Origin of the sequence: Legionella yabuuchiae, from assembly GCF_900640115.1 — a bacterium.
Lineage (GTDB): Bacteria > Pseudomonadota > Gammaproteobacteria > Legionellales > Legionellaceae > Legionella_A > Legionella_A yabuuchiae.
The window spans coordinates 1-19,009 of record NZ_CAAAIW010000033.1 but is presented as its reverse complement, the minus strand read 5'-3'; the positions used below and the strand labels follow the sequence as shown (position 1 = coordinate 19,009).

The following is a 19,009-nucleotide window of genomic DNA, read 5'->3' as shown; positions in this document are numbered from 1 at the left end:
GTAGATTACTATGACTCAGATAACTAATCTTTGATCCATTCGCTCTTCGATGTGTGATCTATTTCTCAAGTTAATGGGTTTTGCGTAAGTCCTGATTCATTAAGGCAGTGAACAAAATACTCCATGGCTTCATCGGTTGCGCATCCATTGTTTACGCGAAGTTGGGTTAGATCCATGTTTAATAGATTGTTCAAAGGCTCGAATGAAAGCATAGGGACTCCTAAAATGTCGCAATGTTTAAATAGAATAACCTAGAGAAGGAAAGTTAATAAGATCCAGGAAACTATTGGGTCTCAAGCCAACTTCTTCTCATTGCGGCTAAAAGCGGGGTGGATTATTCGGCCTTCTTTCTTTTTCAGAGGAAGAGGGAAGGCCGGCTTCTTGTGCTGTTCTTTTTCGGCTAAACATGCCCGCGGAAGACGAAGCAATTGATGGACTTGCATGCGTTTCCACACCAGGTTGAGAGGAATCGGGAGAATCTTCATCCGGTAATTCCGTTGGAGTGCCATTAACTTCATGAAGTCCCTGCATTGCAAGTTGAACTAAGCCCATGACCTCAGGGATTTTAGATAATTGCTCTTGCGCTCTATCGCTGTAACGTCGTACTTGGCTATATTCTGACATTAGTTCACGGTTAGTTGTTTCTAATTGTGATATCTCTCTTAGAGAAGTGTGAAGTTCAGTTTCTAATGTTCTAGCCTTTTTGTTTGCTTGTTTTAGCGCTTTCTCTAAATCGTTCACTCTGGTTTGGAGAGCTTGAATTCTTTGTTGCTGTTGGTGTTTTTCTTCTTCGCCCTGGGATAGAAAAGATTCCATCGCCTCTAACTTCTGCTGCACAGTACCGTGATGTTCTCTTGCTTTATCTCGCTCTTTCTTTGCAACTTGAAGCGCGCTTTTAAGCGGATTAATTTGTCGAGTTAACGATGCTACTTCATTCATGGCGTGAGAGCGCACGCTTCGTGCAGAGTCGAGTTCGGCTTTGAGGTTTTTGGGTCCTTGATTTAATTTAATCACCTGATCTGCCGATAGAGCGGGCAATCCCTTGGCTTGACAAAGCGATTTTCTAGTATCGTACTCCGAAGAACTTAAATAAGTCGCCATCGTTTTGGGTTCCGAGAAATAAGAAACTAAACCCACTTCATGTGCAGTTGTAATCATTTTGCGTACGTTAGCTGTGTTATGATTGAGCAGGATGCGGTGTGTTAATCGCTCAGAATCTTGCTCTATTAATTTATCTTTTATAGCCTGAAATATTTTTTTTACGTTCGTCCAAAAAACCTCATTTTGAGAGGGGACGACTCGATCTGTGCTGAGAATACGGTGTAAGATAGTACGTTTGGTTTGATTGCGATAAGCGGCGAGTTCTTTGAGCTCCTCATTTGTAAGTTGTGACCATAAAACAATTTCGTCCTCATTCAATCCTTGAATATTTTTGTCATTTAAAGAGTGTAATAATTGCTGTATTCTCATGCCGGCCTCTAAAAAAGTAATGTTGCCCAAAGATCATTATAATGAGTGAGCTGTTTAAACTGTCGATATTGTGTCAAAAAATAATGCAAATCGCAAGTAATGCAATAGGTTCTAATCTAGGAAACATGCTTCTATTTCAAAATCTCGCTGCTCAGTTTGCTACAACAATAGGTTCCATCTATGGGGAAGCATCAATCATGCATTTTGAACGATCACGGGTATAAATCGAGAGAGTCTTCTAATTGATATCTCTTTCTTTGAGCGATATTATTACTCGATTTGAGAACGATGCACTTGTAGTCGTCTGCATAAAGTGTAGCCGACCAAGGGCTAAGCTTTTGTCAAGTTCTGATCCTGGGTTTCGCTTCGTTGCACTCAGGCTACTATTTTTTTTACAAAATTCTATTTCTATTGACGCCACTAATGAGGTTTTTATGAGTCAAAACAATACTTTTTGCTGGATTGATATCCCAGTTAATGATTTGGATCGTGCTATTGCTTTTTATTCGGCGGTGCTTGATGAGTCAGTCCAAAAAATAAATGAACATGGGTTTAAATTTGGTTTATTGCCTCACACTGAAAACAATGTTTCAGGATGTTTGGCGGTTATGGAGGATAGACTGCCTTCCAACCAAGGGCCCTTAGTTTATTTAAACGTAGAAGGACGGTTGAAAGAAGCGGTTATTACGGTTGAGCAAATGGGTGGAACGGTTTTAAAGCCTGTGGAGCAAATTGGCCCTTATGGAAATCGCGCGGTGATTTTGGACTCTGAGGGTAATGGAGTGGCCTTGTATTCTAAAGAAGTTTAGGCGTTAAATTATGCAGACTATTTTCCATTTGGCGTTTCCGGTCCATGATTTTGAACAGGCTAAAGCCTTTTACCATGGCGCATTAGGGTGCGACATTGGAAGAGAATCTGAACATGCCCTTATTTTAAAGTTAGGCTTACATCAGATTGTTGCGCATAAAGTTGATTCGCCTGTCCCAGAACAATCGTCCATTTATCCCAGACACTTTGGCCTAATTTTCACAGAAGAAGCTGCATTTAAGAACTTTATTGATCAATTAGTTTCGAAACAAGTTACTTTTGAAATTCCTTTAAAAACGCGTTTTCAGAATACGAGAATAGAACACCAAAGTTTTTTTCTAAAAGATCCCAGCAATAATTTGCTCGAATTTAAATTCTATACGCACCCATCGGCTATTTTTGGTGAAAAAGAATTCAAGCGCGTTGGAGAAAATAATGACTAAATGGATATCCATGCTGTGTTTTTGCTTCGTCATTCCTTGCGGATTAAATGCAGCTATGCCTCTCGATAAGGATAAGATTATCAAGCAAGATAAGTTGTCCATAAATGCAGGCATTGGTTACCTAGGAGGAGAATCCAAAGAATATGTTTATGAAGATGACCTAACTCTTAGCCAGCTTAATTGGAACATTGAGCAAGCGGCCATTGTAATCGGAGAAATTAATTATCAGATTTTTCAAAACTTAGCTTTAAATGCGGCCGGTTGGGTTACAGCGGGTATGGGTAATGCCACAATGGATGATTACGACTGGCTTAATCCCAATCAATCAAGTTGGACGGAGTGGTCTCATCATGAAGACACTGATTTAAGATATGCAAATCAAGTGGATCTAAATTTACGTAGCTGGTTCATGAAACGTGAGCATCTCAAACTTGGATTAATGGCAGGCTATCAACGAAACGCATTTAGCTTTTTAGCCAGAGGTGGGTGTTTTCAATATGACAACAGGCAATTCATTGGTTGCTTTCCAGAAAATGAGATTGGAATAGGGTATCAGCAAACGTATAACACGGGGTATCTGGGTGCATTAGGTCATTATGAAAACAAGGCTTTAGATGTTAATGCCGCTGTAAAATATGGTCCTTATGTGAAATCGAATGATGTTGATCAGCATTATGCTCGCAGTCTAACTTTTAAAGAATCTGGTAATGGGGCTTCTTTTTATTCTTTAGCCGTTGATACGGGTTTTAGAATGAATCCTCGCGCTAAGGTATATATTGAAGGCGCAATAAATTATTTTAGTAATACAAAGGCGAATACTGAAATGATTGATCGCATTAGTGGTGAACGGGACTTTTTCATAAACGCAGCAGGGTTAAAGAACACAAATTATTGGCTCGCGTTAGGTATTCAGTATAAGCCTTTTGCAGCCTGATTATCCCTTATTCAGCCCGAAGTACGTTGTAATAGCGTATACAGTTCATGCAAAGAAGACACCTGATAGTTAGGTTTGATGTGATCGGGTAGGGTCTTGGTGCCGTTATTGAGCCAGCAGGTATCAATGCCAGCATTCATACCACCGAGAATATCCGACTCAGGGGTGTCTCCAACCATTAACACGTTACAGCGGTCGGGATTCCCTGCATACGATAAGGCGTAATCAAAAATGTGAGGATGAGGTTTCGCTACTCCCACCGTTTCAGAAACAACGAGTAAATCAAAAAGTGGCTTAAGTCCGGTGCGCTCTAAACGAATTTCCTGTAAATCGTTAAAGCCGTTGGTAATAATGCCTAAGCGGGTTTTCGTTTGCAGCGACTGGATTAAATTCATAGCCCCGTCCAGTGGTTTGCACAGCTCAGCCATGGAGTCCATATAAGCGCGATTAAGCTCTTCTGGAGCAACATTGAGTTTTTGAGCCCATGGAGTAAACCGGCGCTGTTTTATTTGATTGGCAGTAATGGTGCCATTTTGGTATTGAACCCAAAGCGGTTTATTCAGATTTTGGTAGACCATGAAATCTTCTTGGGTGAACTCCACGCCATACCTCAAAAACATATGCTGAAGACCACTAAATCCATCAAAGTGAAATAAGGTTTCATCCGCGTCAAATAAAATCCACTCGTATGATTTCAAAGCCTTGCCACCGGTTTAAAAATTATCACTTTAATTTCATATTGCTCAGAGATCAAGGTTTATAAACCAAGCCAGCGAATAAATTCATTCGTGGTTTTAAGCTTTAAAGACGAAGTATTATCCAGATGGACCGTATATTGAACGTTATTAGGTTCAGGAACATTCTCTGTGTTTATGCTCACAGTTTTGATTTTACCGAGTTTTACAAATTTCATTTCTGTACCCAAATACGCTCCATTTCGTCGTTTAACCTGTGGAATCACAAAGAAAATATCCTCAAAATGGCTGCTCAGTTCTGTTGCTTCTGATTCGTTGGGTTGATTTATTAGTGATTGAAACTCATTGCTATTTAGAGCAATGTATTCCATTTGATTAATCTGGCGTCTTAGCATTCGCTTAAGCGGTGCTTTGGTCTTGAATGTACGGATATAGTCATCAGCGCTCATCACAACAATCGGCTCATTCTCTTCATGACGATCGTTATTATTTTTTTCAACGAATAAGATGTCATCTCTATCTTCTTCGGGTTCCTCTAATACAGAATCAAGTTCAGCTTGAGGCAGCATGCAGCTATTATCACAGTGTAAATATTTGGATTGTAAGAACCAGCGTTCGCTTGGGTAGTAAGCCACCAATAACCCTTCGTCTTTAATGGTTTGAATGATGGGTTTCGTGAGCGTTTTAGGAATCGCAGGACAGCCCCAACTTCGTCCCGGACGGCCGTATTTTTTTACAAATTCTTCTTCCATATACCAGCCACCATGCATCACAATGGCACGACGAGAAGCCTGATCGTTAAACCCTGTTTCCAATCCTGTTAATCTCAGTGCTAAGCCATGACGCCCATAATACGACTCGTTGGTCTTATAAACCCCTATGCTGCTGGCTTTGCTATTGTTGATATTGGAAAAATAGTGTGAATTTAAAATTCCTGACTTAATGCCATGAGAAACGTAAGTGTTAAATAGCACTTCTTTTTTTTCTAAATCGATCACCCAAAGTCGCTTGCGATTGGAGGGTAACGAAAAATCTATGACGGTGAGTATGGGTTTGTGCTCCACATCATATTGATGTGTGCATTTTAATGTTTTCATCACTTTGTTAATAACGCTTTCGCGCATGGATGGGGCTTTGGCTTTTAACATGTCTTTAACCGAATTTAACCAAACCGTTTTCTTGATTGAATCACTTGGTTGTAGGATTGTTAAAGACATTTCTCCGGATATAGGCAAAACCGCTCCATGGTTTATCCGAAACGCGTTTTCATGAGGCGTTGAAAAAAAAGAATTAACGTCCATGCTCATTGCTGCTAAAAAAATTAGCAGTAGGAAGTTCATGTTCGATCCTTGAAAATGATTAAAATTGACCGCCTATAGGTTTTATATTAGAACACAATATGAAAAATTTAAACAAAAAGAATAAAAAATAACTGACCAGCCACCTCACCTCGCCCGACCTTCCGCGGACACGCCGCGGGAAGTCGGCAGGGGGAAAAGCAGTTACCAAAAAAATTAATATTGACGACGGCTACTAAGGTCGCTCTAACACATCATTGTTTTAGGAGCGATGGATGGCGGTAACTAAGGCTTTTATCCCTTCTCTGTAACTCGGATACTTGAGCTTAACATTCAATATCGATTTAATTTTCTCATTGGAAACCCGTTTATTACTACGATAAAACTCCATGCCCCGAGGAGATAAATTAGCTTTTTCAATGTGAACCAGAGGGAGAGGGGGTAAGTTCATTTCCTTTAATGCGAACGCGTCTACTTCATGGGAAGCGGCTGGTAAATCATCACTCACGTTAAAAATTTCTCCTGGCGTGGGATGATGCAACGATAAGTTCAATATTTGAACAACATCGTCGATATGTATTCTCGAAAAAAATTGCTGGGGTTTATATATTGAAACGCTTTTGTCGGATAAAATCCGTTCAATCGCGCTGCGCCCAGGGCCATAGATGCCCGCTAATCGAAAAACATGAACAGGAAGGTTGTGCTTTTTGTATAAATTTAACCATTCTTTCTCAGCCATCAGACGAATGATTCCTGCCGTACCGGGATCGACGCTTCCTGACTCTTCATCAACCCATGCCCCATGGTGATCGCCATAAACACTGGTTGATGATAAATAGCCTAGCCATTTTATTTGAGGAATTGACTCAATTAATAGCGGTTTAAATCGTTTTAAAACCGGATCGTTTTCTTCGGCACTGGGAGGAATAGACTGTAAAATAAAGCTGCAAGAATGGATGATTTTTTCCGCATTTGCTTCATTAAAGTCTAATACGTTAAGGTTATCCCGTTTAAACGTTTCCCTAACGTACTCGGAACGGCTTGTAGCATAAATAGTAAACCCCTGGTTAGCGAGGGTTTTTGCAAATGCCTGAGCCGTATATCCAAAACCGAATATGCCAATTGTTTTACTCATGCGAGGTTATTCCATCAAAACAGCGAGCCCAATTGCATTATAGCCTGCATGCAATCCGATTGCAGTGGAAACATGCTCAATAAATACGGGGGGTTTACCGAACGCTTCGGTGGTTAATGTTGCAAACGCTTCAGCTTTTTCGGAAACGCCTGCATGAGAAACACAATAATCCCGTAATTTAAGCGCTTTTCTCTCTATGAATTCCTGAGCACAGGTAATGAGCTTGGACAAGGCTTTCTGAGAATTTAATGCCTTGCTATAAACGATGCCTTTTCCTTGTTCATCAATAGATATGATGGGCTTTATTCCAGTTAATTGGGCGAATCTTCCTTTTAAATAGCTAATCCTTCCGGAACGAATCAGGGAGTCGAACTGATCAATCGCCACAAAAATTTTAGCGTTATCGATGGCTTTATCCAGCGCGCTTAAAATCATAGCAATATCTAACCCTTGTTCAATTAGTTCGGCGGCATAACGGACTAATAACCCTTGGCCACCCGTACTATTTTTAGAATTAATCACATGAACGTTTGCATGTTTTTGCGCAGAGGAACGAATTACGTCGCAAGTCCCACTCAACGCTTCAGATACAGATATCACTAAGACCTCTTCGTAGTGCTCCGAGAGATGGGCGAGCTTGGCTTCAATCATCGCTTTACTGGGTAGTGAGGTTTGAGGATACTGCTTTAAGTCGGCTAGCGTTTGATAAAATTCATCAGGATTAAAGCTGTAGCCATCAAGTAGATCGTGACTGTCTAAATGTAAGTTAATTGGAAACACGTGAATTTGATGATGATCAATAATGGATTGCGGTAAATCTGAACAAGAGTCCATGACTAGGGCTATAGAATGCTTTCGTTGATGAACGGTTTGCGATTGCCTGAGCATGTCATCAATTTTAGGATATTGAAGCGTCCCTAAGGTAAGCAATTGTGAATACACATTTTGAGGGGTATTGGTATGCACATGGAATCGGCACAACGATTTTGAACCCGAGATAACGATAGACTCACCAAGCTTAGAAAGGATTTCATTTAGATTTGCTTTATCAATCGCTTCTCCTCGTAAAACGCCTTCAGTGCAATATCGATGCGTAGGAGGTGTCGTGGGAACTTCATGATGATGTCGTGACTCAGAGGATGCCGAGGCAATTGTAATTGTTTTTACTTGATCTGGCGCATATAAGTAAGAAGCAAATCCTTTCACAAAATGGTAAAACCCAAGCGCCCCGGCATCGACAACATTTGATTGTTTCAATACGGCTAATTTTTCTTTGGTATTTTCTACCGTTTGTTCAAGGGCTGGTAATATCGCTTGCATGATATCGCGATAACAGGAGACTTGAGCCGCGGTCTGGCTGACTAATTCGGCCCAGGCTTCCATGATGGTCAGCATGGTGCCGTCAACGGGTTTTGATATAGCGCTTCTAACGCTGATCACGGCTTGTTTTAGCTGTTGGCTAAAGTCTCTCAAGCTTACTTCGACTGAGTCGCTTAAATGTTCATATAAACCATTCAGAAATTGTGAAAAAATCATCCCCGAATTACCGCGCGCGCCAATGATGCTGGCCTCAGCAACCGACTGTAAGGTCTCTTTTATGGCTGGAGCGGGGTGAGAATATTGCATCACGGCTTTGGCCGTTGAGCTTAGATTGCTCCCGGTATCGCCATCAGGAACAGGAAAAATATTGATTTTATTCAGTAATTCTTGCTGTGCTATAATGCTTTGACATCCATTGAGAATAGCACCATGTAGCTGTTTTGCGCTTAAACAAGACAAAGGCATCGGTTTTCCTTAAAAAGGTTTCTATACATTGCGCGGCTAATTATTGTTAAGTGGATTGTGGTCTTTAATACCTTGTTTAATCCACTCTGCTGAATCGCGCGCAGTATATATAACGATTTTATGGCCATCTTGCAACAAAGACTGTGGCAAAAGAACTTAGTGCACAGATCACAGCCCCCCAGGCCCAGTCTAAGAAAGCCATCCCTATCGGCATGTTTTTGAACACGGCAAGACATGTAAAATCATAGACTCCATAGGTAACGATTCCTAATAATCCTCCATAGATTAATGCCCAAAATAATGAGCCGTTTGCTAAGGGAACCACAAATGAGGTAATGGCGATTGCAAATAAGCAGTAAACGATGAACGCGGCCCACCATAGAACTTGCAAATTGCCGTCTTCAAGGCGAAGCATTGAGCCATAATATTTAAAATATAAACTTTTGGCAGCAAAGCCAAGCCAAAACAAATCGAGTAGGCAAAATATCAGTAAAGCGGTAATAAAGAGCTTTAGCGTGTGCATGCCATTCCCTAATTAAAATCGATCCGGATGTGCTTTTTCCCAATGCCCTTTAAAACTCTCTGGAATCTTATCGCCGAGTAATTGACCAGGGGTTAGATATTCATAAATCTCACTGAACGGTTTGACCACCTCATCGTTAATTCGTCTCATCACACAATCAGGCGTTAACTGGCTAGGGTTTGAAAAGCCCATGGCGCCGATCATTTCTAAAAAGCTTTTAACGGTATTGTTGTGAAAATTGACGGCACGGTGTTTCTTTTCATCAACGACCAGCCCACGTTGGAGACGTTTATTTTGTGTAGCGACCCCGGTTGGGCAGGTATTGGCATTGCATTGTTTGGATTGGACACAGCCAACGGCCATCATCATTCCTCTTGCTGAATTACACATATCAGCACCAAGTGCAACTTTATTGACCATATCAAATCCTGTGACAATCTTACCACTGCAAATAATACGGATTTTATCCCGTACATTAATCCCAACCAGCGCGTTATGCACAAAAATCAGTCCCGCTTCAAGCGGTTCACCAACATGATTCGAATATTCTAACGGTGCTGCTCCTGTGCCGCCTTCTGCACCATCGACCGTAATGAAATCAGGCAAAATGTTGGTTTCGAGCATGGCTTTACAGATTGCTAAAAATTCGTGTTTTCGGCCAATACATAGTTTAAACCCAACCGGTTTTCCACCCGTTAAGTCACGCAGTTTTTTAACAAAGTGCAATAACCCTGTTGGTGAGTCAAATGCCGAGTGAGCGGGAGGGGATAAAACATCATGCCCCATTTTTACTTTTCGGACTTTTGCAATTTCTTCAGTTAATTTAGCAGCGGGCAAAATACCTCCATGGGAAGGTTTTGCGCCTTGAGACAGTTTGATTTCAATCATTTTTACTTCATCACGATTGGCTTCTTTGCTAAATTCTTCTTGATCAAATAACCCTTGATCGTTGCGACAGCCAAAATAAGCGGTTCCAATTTGAAAAATAACGTCCCCACCTTGTAAATGGTAAGGACTTAAACCACCCTCACCAGTATTATGAGCAAACCCTCCAATTTTAGCGGCTTTATTTAAAGCCATAAGTGCATTAGGCGATAGTGCGCCGAAGCTCATAGCTGAAATATTTAAACGAGACGCGCTATAAGGTTTTTTGCAATCAGGACCACCAACAGTAATTCTTGGCTCGACCTCTGCGGCATGCTTAGGCGCTAACGAATGAAGCACCCAAGTATAGGCAACCTCCTCAATATTATGTTCTGTACCAAAAGGGATGGTATCACGGACATTTTTGGCTCGCTGATACACAATGGAACGTTTTTCACGGCTAAAAGGACGTTCCTCTTCATCATTTGCAATAAAATATTGTTGAATTTCCGGACGAAAGAACTCCAAAAGATAACGCATGTGTCCCAAAACAGGGAAGTTGCGTAAAATAGTATGTTTTTTTTGAGCTAAGTCATAGATCCATAAGATAATTAAAGGGATTAAGAGTGCAAAAAACCATACGGTATCATGCAGCATTACAAAAAATAGGAAAATGGAAAGTAGAACAATCCCAAACCCAATATACCATTGACGCCGCATATAGCCTCCAAAAAAATCCCTCTTTAATTATAGAACAATACACTTTTTTTACTCGTGATTTCAATAAGTTCTGATCCAATGCCAGGACAATTGCGCTAAAAATCACTTGATTTAAGAATCTTTGAAAGATCACAGGTATCGTCCTGTTGCGTGACTGTGCTTTTCCCTCGATTCTTTATATCCCGTTGACTCATTCAAAACCTAGCATTTTGAATGATTACGGGTATAATTTTTTGAACGTTTGGATTAACAGAACATAAGCGAGGATTCTGAATAATGCCAAGCCAATGGCCTGAAAACTATGTAGAATTATTTAAGCGTGAAAAAGACTATTTGCAGTCTGCAGCTGCAAGGATAAAATCCTCGCCAAAGCTTACAGCTTTAGAAGCAGTATTAGGTTTTATAGTAATATATCGCTGGTGGGGTTGGTGCCTTAGAGTACAACATATTCCAACAGGTTATCAAATTGATATCCCCTACGCGGTGCCCGGGTTATTATTAATGATGCCTTTATTTTGTAAATTGGTTGATTACATAATAATAAAGGAAAAAATTGATACCCTAAAACATTTTGAAGAGCAGTTTCCTAACTTTTCGGAAAATTTTGATTGGCAGCATCCCCTAAACCCTCATCAGGTTTGTTTGTTTATTATGTCTAGTAAAGATCATAATCAAGCCTTAGCACCATGCCTTAAATTTAAAAAAAACCTCCTAAGTGCTTCAAAAAAATACTCGATTGCTCTTAGAACTATTGACTCTCCCAATGATATCAAAACTTGCATCAGTGAAATAATGACCAATACAACTTACCAAGAAAAGAATCCAACTCAAATACAATGCCTGTTTTTGGGAGCACATGCTGATCAAGATAGTATGGATTTTTCAAGAGGGAAGTTAAATTCTTACTTTCTTGAAAACAATCATGATTTATTTTCATTATTACCCTTAAATGTCCAAATCATGTTGTTTGGATGTAATACGGCCGAGGAACCATCGGCGTTTAATAAACACAGTCACTCTATTGCACGTCAAATTGCACAGATCGCCGCTCCAAGAAAAGTCCATGCATCAATAAATAAAGCTAACCCGTCAGTTACTGACCTGTTTTGGTCTAAAAGTAGTGAGGCTAAATTGAATATACATTTTAATAGACCAGGGATAATGACCAAGTTACAACATACTTTGTTTGGTCGCACACTATATTCAAGCTCAACCCGTACATTCCAACTAGAACAAGCTAATCCTGCGCCTGCATTTTGAGCCATTTAATTTTGTACAAAGTTTGATGCAAGGCACCATCTAAAACGAACCAACCTACTAGCTAGGCTCATGTGGTATAATTCTTGATTTATTCTAAAGCCAGATGAAAGAATTTGATGTTATTATCCTAGGCGCAGGTGCTGCGGGCTTAATGTGCGCGATAGAAGCTGGAAAACGCGGTCGTCATACTATTGTCTTAGATCACGCGAACAAAGTTGGCAAAAAAATCCTCATGTCTGGTGGGGGGCGGTGTAATTTCACTAATTATTATACCTCACCGGAGAATTATCTTTCTCATAACCCTCATTTTTGTAAATCAGCCTTGTCTCGCTACACTCAATGGGATTTTATTGAATTAGTTAAACAACATAAAATACCGTTCCATGAAAAAACACTAGGGCAATTATTTTGTGATAATAAATCAAAGGATATTGTCGAATTATTACTTAAAGAATGTGCCCAAGTAGGTTCTGAGATCAAACTGTTTACATCCATTGAATCAATTACAAAACAACCCCATGGAACCTATCGACTTCAAACAACTCAAGGCGATTTTCGTTGTGAATCGTTAGTCATTGCTACAGGAGGCTTATCCATCCCAACCATGGGGGCGAGTCCTTTTGCGTATAAAGTGGCAGAGCAATTTGGCATACCCGTTTGGCCAACTCGTGCAGGATTAGTGCCTCTAACCTTAGATGTTGCAGATAAAGAACGGTTTTCACCTTTATCAGGAATCAGCGTAGACAGCTTGGTACAAACCAAAACCATGGCGTTTCGGGAAAATATTTTATTTACCCATCGTGGTTTGAGCGGCCCTGCAATCCTTCAGAGTTCTTCCTATTGGTCTCCTGGTGGCGATCTTCATATCAACTTATTACCGGATTTGGATTTGTTTGAAGTCATGAAATCCGAACGAACCGTTTCGTCGAAAAAAAACCTGGCTTCAATATTATCGAACTATCTTCCAAAGCGTGTCGTTGATGTATTTATTCCGAAAGTACTGGGTGAAAAAATGATTTCTGATTGTTCAAATTTAGAATTGGAATTCGTCGCTCAGCAGTTTCATGATTGGCTTATAAAGCCAAATGGAACGGAAGGGTATCGCACCGCAGAAGTCACGTTGGGGGGGGTGAATTGCGATTTTATATCTTCTAAAACCATGGAATCCATACCTCATCAAGGCTTATATTTTATTGGTGAAGCGTTAGATGTAACTGGGTGGTTAGGCGGATATAATTTTCAGTGGGCCTGGTCTTCAGGTTGGGCTGCAGGGCAAGTGGTTTAATTTAAATATTTAATTGACAGTGATGAGGAAGGTGGCTAGCTTTTATATACCCAATATATTATTAGAGAGAACTCGACATGTTATTGAAACAATATTGGATGTTAACAACGCGCTCTATTATTTTAATTTGCTCTCTTTTCTCAAGCACATTACTTGCTTGCACTGGGTTTCAATTAAGCGCTAAAGATGGCAGTCATATCAATGGCCGTACCGTCGAGTTTGGCATGCCACTGGATTTAGCGGGGCTTGTGGTTCCGAGACATTTTGCTTTTTCGGGTACGTTACCGGATGGAACATCAGGACTTAAATATAGCGCCAAATATGCTGCCGTGGGGGCTAATGCATTCGGTGCGCCTGCGATTATTGATGGAGTAAATGAAAAGGGGTTTGCCGGGGGGGCGTTTTACTTCCCGGGGTACGCTTCTTATGCTTCATTAACTGACGATAATAAAAATTCAGCGTTAGCGCCCACGGAATTTATAAACTGGGCGTTAACACAATTTGCAACGGTCGATGAATTGAAAGAATCGGTTGATTCGGTCGTTATTGTGCCAACGGCTCAAAAAGCATGGAATGGGGTGGCGCCTTTTCATTATGTTTTTTATGATAAATTGGGTAAAAGTATAGTGGTTGAGCCAATTGACGGAAAACTGGTGGTCTCAGAAAACCCCATTGGTGTGTTTACCAACTCCCCCACGTTTGATTGGCACTTAACCAATTTATCAAACTATATGACGTTATCCACATTAAATGTCCCTAAGAAATCCATTGATGGTTATCAGCTAAATCAATTTGGTGAAGGAAATGGCCTTCGTGGGTTGCCTGGAGATTTCACACCTCCGTCACGGTTTGTGCAGGCCGCTATTTTCTCAACCACCGCTGTTCCAACTGAAACCGCAGAGGATACGGTCTTTGAAGCGTTTCATATTTTAAATCAATTTGATATTCCTTATGGCGCTGTTCAAAGTAAAGAAAACGGTAATGTGAAAGCTGAATTAACATTAGCAACCACTGTAAAAGATCCAGTTAATTTGCGCTATTACCTCAGAACTTATGAAGATCAGACGATTAAATCCGTTGATTTGCGAAGCTTTGATTTAAACAATAAAGAGATCATGACTATTAGTTTGGCGGGCAAACAACCGGTTGTTGATATCTCTAAACGGGCCATTCCTTACCAAAAGAAAGACAACTCTAACGCAGGCAAAGGATCCTAGGTATTGAAAGTTGCTTTCTCTTAGGGATGTCCCATAAAAATGACGTCGTTGCGAGCCATGGCGAAGCAATCCAGCTCAATGTTTTTAATGCACATCGATCTGGATTGCTTCACTTCGTTCGCAAAGACGTCATTCCGTGTGCTTTCTCTTATGCCCTGTCAAATCTAAATTAATTGCCCGCTAGGCGGGCAAGATATCTTCGAGCTTTCCAGTTATGATCTTGATTGAATGAGAATGTTTCTTTAAATAAGCGGATAGGATTTTATAAGTATCCACATCATGCTCTTGGACTTCAATGAGCGGTGAGGCTAATGAATCCACTGTTCCTAAGTGTCGCCACTCATCGAAAATTAAGTACTGCGTCGTTTGGGTAGTCGGGTGAGTTTCTTCGATGGCGATTCTCCCTTTAAAGGGCCAGGCTTGTTGTTGGTATTCTTCTAAGGCTGCTAACACCCGCCGATTGTATGATTCGGCGGACTCCATATGTGTGCAAGCGCCATGACAGCGTTTAAGCTGCACATAAAAACAAGCGCCTCTCGTATTTTCTAAGTGACATAATTTAGGACAGAGGTGAAATTCTTTGACAAGGCTTTGCAACGTGGATTTTGCAGAGTGCCTGCTATTAAAGGCCCCTACAAGGGATAACGAGGAGGCATCAATTGAATCCCTAGCGACGTCTATGGTTTTATAACCATTGATTTCCGAGATCTTGAACCCAACGAGGCTTTTTTTTCGCCGCAATCTGCGGTTATAAAGAGGATTTTTTCGTTTAATTAAAGACGACTCTAGCAAGAGTGCGCTGAGCTCACCTGGTGTGGGAATGATCTCAATCGTTTCAACTTGTTGAGCCATGGCAAATTCTTTAGTGTGACTGTGATCGGCTTGAAAATGCGAAAGAACTCGTTGCCGCAACGAGATGCTTTTACCAATGTAAAGGGGCAAAGTATTATCTCGACTGTAGAAAATATAAACTCCTGGCGTATCTGGCAGATCATTCACATTCGTTTTAAGATGCAAGGGCAAACTGGGTTGTTTATGAAGAATGCTAGCGTAGTCTAATAGTTTTGAACGTGAGATATCGGTCATTATGGCTTGTAATATATGATATAAGGACATGACATCTTGTTCTGCACGGTGTTGAGTATTAGGTTGAATCTTAAAATGTTTAATCAGCGTAGTTAAATTATGTCGTTTTAAGTTGGGGTATAAAACTTTACTTAATTTCAGAGTACATAACATAGGTGGTTGAAATTTCAAACCGCATTGTTTAAAGGCATTTTTTAAGAACGCATAATCAAAGCGTACGTTGTGCGCAACCAATACACAATCTTGTAATTGTATGATTAACTCCTCAGCAATATCCGCAAATTTAGGAGCCTTAGCCACGAGGCGATTGGTTATGCCCGTTAGACGGACAATGGCTTCAGGGATGGTTTGATTGGGGTTAATTAAACGGTGCCAAGTCGATTCAACTCCTTTTTCAGTGAGAATAATAACGGCAATTTCAGTAATTTTATCTTGGGTGATGTGTGTTCCTGTGGTTTCTAAATCAACTAGAGCCCAGCGAAAAGATTGGTTTTGCATCTGATCTTTCCTAATTAGTAGGTGGTTAATTAACCGGATACTATGCTCGTACCAGTTATAAAACATTATTTTTCTTTGTTTTGTACCACTTTAAAAAGAATATATGCACTTAACCAGGAAGGAATTAATGCCAGAAATGCAAAGCCAAACATATAAGCAAGTAATAATTCTATAAATGGCGCAATAAATATTAATAAAAACTCTGGAAATTTCCAAATGATGAAATTGTTCAACAAAGCTTGTATTAGAAAAAATAACAACAAAGATAAATTGCCAATATAAAAACCTAGCATAAAATAGGGGTAGGGTTGTAGTGATAAACGTTTTCTCATAAGTGAAATCACTATGATAGTGGCGATGAATGAGGAAAAGAAAATAAGTGGTCCACTGAAACCTACGGTCATAGGTGAAATTTTCAACATTTTTAAGCTTTCTTCAAAGCCAAATATAAAAAGAAAAACTACTATTCCAAAAAAATAATAAGAGGTGATGTAAATGCTTATTAATTTATACATTTTCACTATTAAATGATCCTTCTGTTAACATCATTTGTATAAGTTCCAGTTTGATCTGACATTCTGACTAGGCTGGAAGAAAGTTAACATTATGGATTTAGAAGATTTTTAATCTCCTTTATTACCTCACCAAGTCGACCCTGATGTAAAGCATTTTGAGTTCTTGTTGTTAGGCTCGATAAATCTCGTTCTCCTTTAAGAACCTCTATGTAGCATTTCGCAGCATCGCATTTTTCTTGTTTGTTAAAGGTACCAAATCGGCAATTTGTATTCCATTTCTGCTTAAAAAATTTACAATAAATTTATCATGGTTTATAATTAGTCAATTTTTTTCGTTATACAAGACTGTTTAATGCTTAGCCAAACCTGCGTTAAAGCTTATAGGAGCAACTATGATTACTCAGTCTGACCTTAAGACAAAAAGCAGGTTAGAGCTACTTGCAATACTTGTCGATGACATGATCAAAGGCAATATTGGCCAACACGATTTATTATGTAGTTTGTTTCAGGTCTGTTCTTTGACGCACGAAGCAACGCAGGCTATAACCACAGTTGAACCATTAAAGCAATATTGCGAACTTCAAATAAAGAAAAACGATAACCATGCTCTCTTTCTTCTTGCCTGGATGAATCATTCAGGGGTAGGAGTACCTCGAAATCACAGCCAAGCCATTGCGCTTTATGAGAAAGCAATTATCCTTAATCACACAGGCGCGATGAATCATCGCGCCTTAATGCATATAAAAGGACTGGGCGGCAAGATAAACTTTGCAAAAGCCATCGCACTTTATGAGCAGGCGATTATCTTTAATGATACAGCTGCAATGAACAATCTTGCTGGCATTTATAAAGACTTGGGCGGTGAGGTAAATTACTTAAAAGCCATTGAGCTTTATAAGAAAGCGATTAAACTTGGTGGTGATACAGCTGCAATGAACAACCTTGCCATTATGTATCTAAATGGCCTGGGAGGAGAAGTAACGCATGCAGAAGCCATTAGCCTTTTTGAACAGGCAATTGCATTTTGTAATACAGGTGCCATGATCAATCGAGCCAGAATGCATAAAGAAGGTCTGGGTGGTGAGGCAAATCCCCCTGCAGCCATTTCACTTTATGAGCTGGCGATTTTACTTGGTGATAAAGAGGCAATGACCAATCGTGCCAGGATGCATGAACAAGGTCTGTGCGGTGAGAAAAATTACGCACAAGCCATTGCACTTTATGAGCAAGCGATTGCCCTTGGTGATAAAGAGGCGATGATCTATCGCGCTAAGATGCTTGAAAACGGTCTAGGATGCAAGATAAAGCTTACCCAAGCCGCCAGGCTATACCGTAAAGCGGCTGAGATGGGTCTTGATGCAGCACTTCATGATTTAAATAGACCAGATAATAATATTTTTTACTATCATTACTTAATGAGTCAAAAAATGGTCAGTGAAGCGCTTGTTTTAGTTATGAAGGATCTTTCTTTACTTAAAGAACTGCTCGAGGTTGACTGCAGCACAGAAAATCACCTAAATCATCTTAAAGCTCTGCTTAAACGTTACGACCAATCTAGACTTCCTCCAGAGCAATTAAACGAATTGTATTACTCTGTTTTTATAGCCATAGACGCTTTAGAGCTAATGCCAGGCGCTCTTATGGATGAGTTCGTCTTGCTAAAAGCGGCCTATTTACCGAAATTAAAGATTGACTCCTTCCATCCAAATTATTTTCAAACTATTATGCAATGGGTTGTCCATACCTGGTATTTGACAGAAGGATTTACCGACGATGCGGCGACATTACTGAGTCAACTTATGCATAAGTATGCTTTATTACCAAGCTTTGAACCCGCCCAAGACTTATTAAAAAATACCGCTCTAATCTTAATCAAAAAAATATGCGGCGAAGGCCATGACCTCACCATGTCTGCTGTAACGAGCGAGCAAGTCATGAGTTTGGTTGACTGTTATAAAAGGCAATTGTCTTTTTCAGCAGAGAAGATCAACGAACAACTCCGCGCAGTACTTGTTGTTAAATCAAAAGACAACACACCTGCCGCTATAGTTTCACCATCATCCTCTTTTTCACTCTTTTCCACACAGAACAGTAAGCGTGAAAACACCAAAACTCAAGCACGCCCTATGGGGGAATTGAGAAAAATGCGATGATCCAATGCGTTTAATGGGTTTATACCCATGATCTTTTAAAATGCGTGATTTATGCTTTTTTCTTTTTCGTCCTGCCACATTTTAAAAAACGCGCAAGGGAATGAGCCATTAGTCGCTTTTTTAAATGCGGCAGAACAAAAAATAAAGTCACCTAAAAACACGTATTAGGGCGATCAAGCTGAATTCTGCAGAATTTCTGAGAATTTTGTGTTATGATCGAGTCCAACTTGATTATTAAATGTGGTATTCGTGAGTATTATTGACCAATTGTATTCCCAAGATTCTAAGAATCTAAATATGACGTTCATAAAAATGTTATA

General features: G+C 40.0%; 17 protein-coding genes. 7 read left to right on the top strand and 10 right to left on the bottom strand.

Features of this window, described 5'->3' with window-relative positions; translation table 11 throughout:
* Nucleotides 1–65 precede the first annotated feature (65 nt).
* Nucleotides 66–212 carry a hypothetical protein gene (locus E1O47_RS12310; RefSeq protein WP_165475105.1) on the bottom strand — a complete coding sequence of 49 codons (147 nt, stop codon included), beginning with the start codon at nucleotides 210–212 and terminating at the stop codon, nucleotides 66–68.
* A gap of 106 nt (nucleotides 213–318) precedes the next feature.
* The gene (locus E1O47_RS10895) at nucleotides 319–1,470 is read right to left on the bottom strand and encodes a hypothetical protein (RefSeq protein ID WP_133131290.1); all 1,152 of its coding nucleotides are present in this window, start codon (nucleotides 1,468–1,470) and stop codon (nucleotides 319–321) included.
* A gap of 434 nt (nucleotides 1,471–1,904) precedes the next feature.
* On the opposite strand from E1O47_RS10895, the gene E1O47_RS10890 reads away from it, so the two are divergent.
* From E1O47_RS10890 to E1O47_RS10880, 3 genes are read left to right on the top strand one after another with little or no spacing between them, the layout of a single operon-like run.
* Nucleotides 1,905–2,279, top strand: coding sequence for a VOC family protein (locus E1O47_RS10890; RefSeq protein ID WP_133131289.1), 375 nt, complete (start codon nucleotides 1,905–1,907; stop codon nucleotides 2,277–2,279).
* Between the two features lie 10 nt (nucleotides 2,280–2,289).
* Complete coding sequence (locus E1O47_RS10885) at nucleotides 2,290–2,721, top strand: VOC family protein (RefSeq protein WP_133131288.1); 432 nt, start codon at nucleotides 2,290–2,292, stop codon at nucleotides 2,719–2,721.
* Nucleotides 2,714–3,655 carry an omptin family outer membrane protease gene (locus E1O47_RS10880; RefSeq protein ID WP_133131287.1) on the top strand — a complete coding sequence of 314 codons (942 nt, stop codon included), beginning with the start codon at nucleotides 2,714–2,716 and terminating at the stop codon, nucleotides 3,653–3,655. The genes E1O47_RS10885 and E1O47_RS10880 overlap by 8 nt, the downstream gene beginning before the upstream one ends.
* A gap of 11 nt (nucleotides 3,656–3,666) precedes the next feature.
* Here the strand turns inward: E1O47_RS10880 and yjjG are convergent, their stop codons facing one another.
* The 6 genes from yjjG to E1O47_RS10850 form a co-directional block, all read right to left on the bottom strand.
* The gene (gene yjjG / locus E1O47_RS10875) at nucleotides 3,667–4,353 is read right to left on the bottom strand and encodes a pyrimidine 5'-nucleotidase (protein ID WP_133131286.1); all 687 of its coding nucleotides are present in this window, start codon (nucleotides 4,351–4,353) and stop codon (nucleotides 3,667–3,669) included.
* 59 nt (nucleotides 4,354–4,412) lie between these two features.
* On the bottom strand, nucleotides 4,413–5,690 hold the full coding sequence (locus E1O47_RS10870; RefSeq protein ID WP_133131285.1) for a murein L,D-transpeptidase catalytic domain family protein: 1,278 nt from the start codon (nucleotides 5,688–5,690) through the stop codon (nucleotides 4,413–4,415).
* 220 nt (nucleotides 5,691–5,910) lie between these two features.
* Nucleotides 5,911–6,783: an SDR family oxidoreductase gene (locus E1O47_RS10865; protein WP_133131284.1), complete on the bottom strand. Its 873-nt coding sequence runs from the start codon at nucleotides 6,781–6,783 to the stop codon at nucleotides 5,911–5,913.
* Nucleotides 6,784–6,789: 6 nt separating this feature from the next.
* Nucleotides 6,790–8,568: a DegV family protein gene (locus E1O47_RS10860; protein ID WP_133131283.1), complete on the bottom strand. Its 1,779-nt coding sequence runs from the start codon at nucleotides 8,566–8,568 to the stop codon at nucleotides 6,790–6,792.
* A 118-nt stretch (nucleotides 8,569–8,686) separates the two neighbouring features.
* On the bottom strand, nucleotides 8,687–9,091 hold the full coding sequence (locus tag E1O47_RS10855; protein WP_133131282.1) for a DUF2177 family protein: 405 nt from the start codon (nucleotides 9,089–9,091) through the stop codon (nucleotides 8,687–8,689).
* Between the two features lie 12 nt (nucleotides 9,092–9,103).
* The gene (locus tag E1O47_RS10850; RefSeq protein WP_133131281.1) at nucleotides 9,104–10,675 is read right to left on the bottom strand and encodes an FMN-binding glutamate synthase family protein; all 1,572 of its coding nucleotides are present in this window, start codon (nucleotides 10,673–10,675) and stop codon (nucleotides 9,104–9,106) included.
* Between the two features lie 276 nt (nucleotides 10,676–10,951).
* Between E1O47_RS10850 and E1O47_RS10845 the strand changes: the two genes are divergently transcribed.
* The 3 genes from E1O47_RS10845 (at nucleotide 10,952) to E1O47_RS10835 (ending at nucleotide 14,437) form a co-directional block, all read left to right on the top strand.
* Nucleotides 10,952–11,935: a hypothetical protein gene (locus E1O47_RS10845; protein WP_133131280.1), complete on the top strand. Its 984-nt coding sequence runs from the start codon at nucleotides 10,952–10,954 to the stop codon at nucleotides 11,933–11,935.
* A gap of 103 nt (nucleotides 11,936–12,038) precedes the next feature.
* Nucleotides 12,039–13,220 carry a BaiN/RdsA family NAD(P)/FAD-dependent oxidoreductase gene (locus tag E1O47_RS10840; RefSeq protein ID WP_133131279.1) on the top strand — a complete coding sequence of 394 codons (1,182 nt, stop codon included), beginning with the start codon at nucleotides 12,039–12,041 and terminating at the stop codon, nucleotides 13,218–13,220.
* Between the two features lie 77 nt (nucleotides 13,221–13,297).
* A complete protein-coding gene (locus E1O47_RS10835) occupies nucleotides 13,298–14,437 on the top strand; it encodes a linear amide C-N hydrolase (RefSeq protein ID WP_133131278.1) in 1,140 nt (379 codons plus the stop codon).
* 180 nt (nucleotides 14,438–14,617) lie between these two features.
* Here the strand turns inward: E1O47_RS10835 and E1O47_RS10830 are convergent, their stop codons facing one another.
* Both E1O47_RS10830 and E1O47_RS10825 read right to left on the bottom strand, forming a co-directional pair.
* Nucleotides 14,618–16,021 carry a 3'-5' exonuclease family protein gene (locus E1O47_RS10830; protein ID WP_165475104.1) on the bottom strand — a complete coding sequence of 468 codons (1,404 nt, stop codon included), beginning with the start codon at nucleotides 16,019–16,021 and terminating at the stop codon, nucleotides 14,618–14,620.
* Nucleotides 16,022–16,086: 65 nt separating this feature from the next.
* Nucleotides 16,087–16,536 carry a hypothetical protein gene (locus E1O47_RS10825; protein ID WP_133131291.1) on the bottom strand — a complete coding sequence of 150 codons (450 nt, stop codon included), beginning with the start codon at nucleotides 16,534–16,536 and terminating at the stop codon, nucleotides 16,087–16,089.
* A gap of 392 nt (nucleotides 16,537–16,928) precedes the next feature.
* Between E1O47_RS10825 and E1O47_RS10820 the strand changes: the two genes are divergently transcribed.
* On the top strand, nucleotides 16,929–18,689 hold the full coding sequence (locus E1O47_RS10820; RefSeq protein WP_133131276.1) for an SEL1-like repeat protein: 1,761 nt from the start codon (nucleotides 16,929–16,931) through the stop codon (nucleotides 18,687–18,689).
* Nucleotides 18,690–19,009 lie beyond the last annotated feature (320 nt).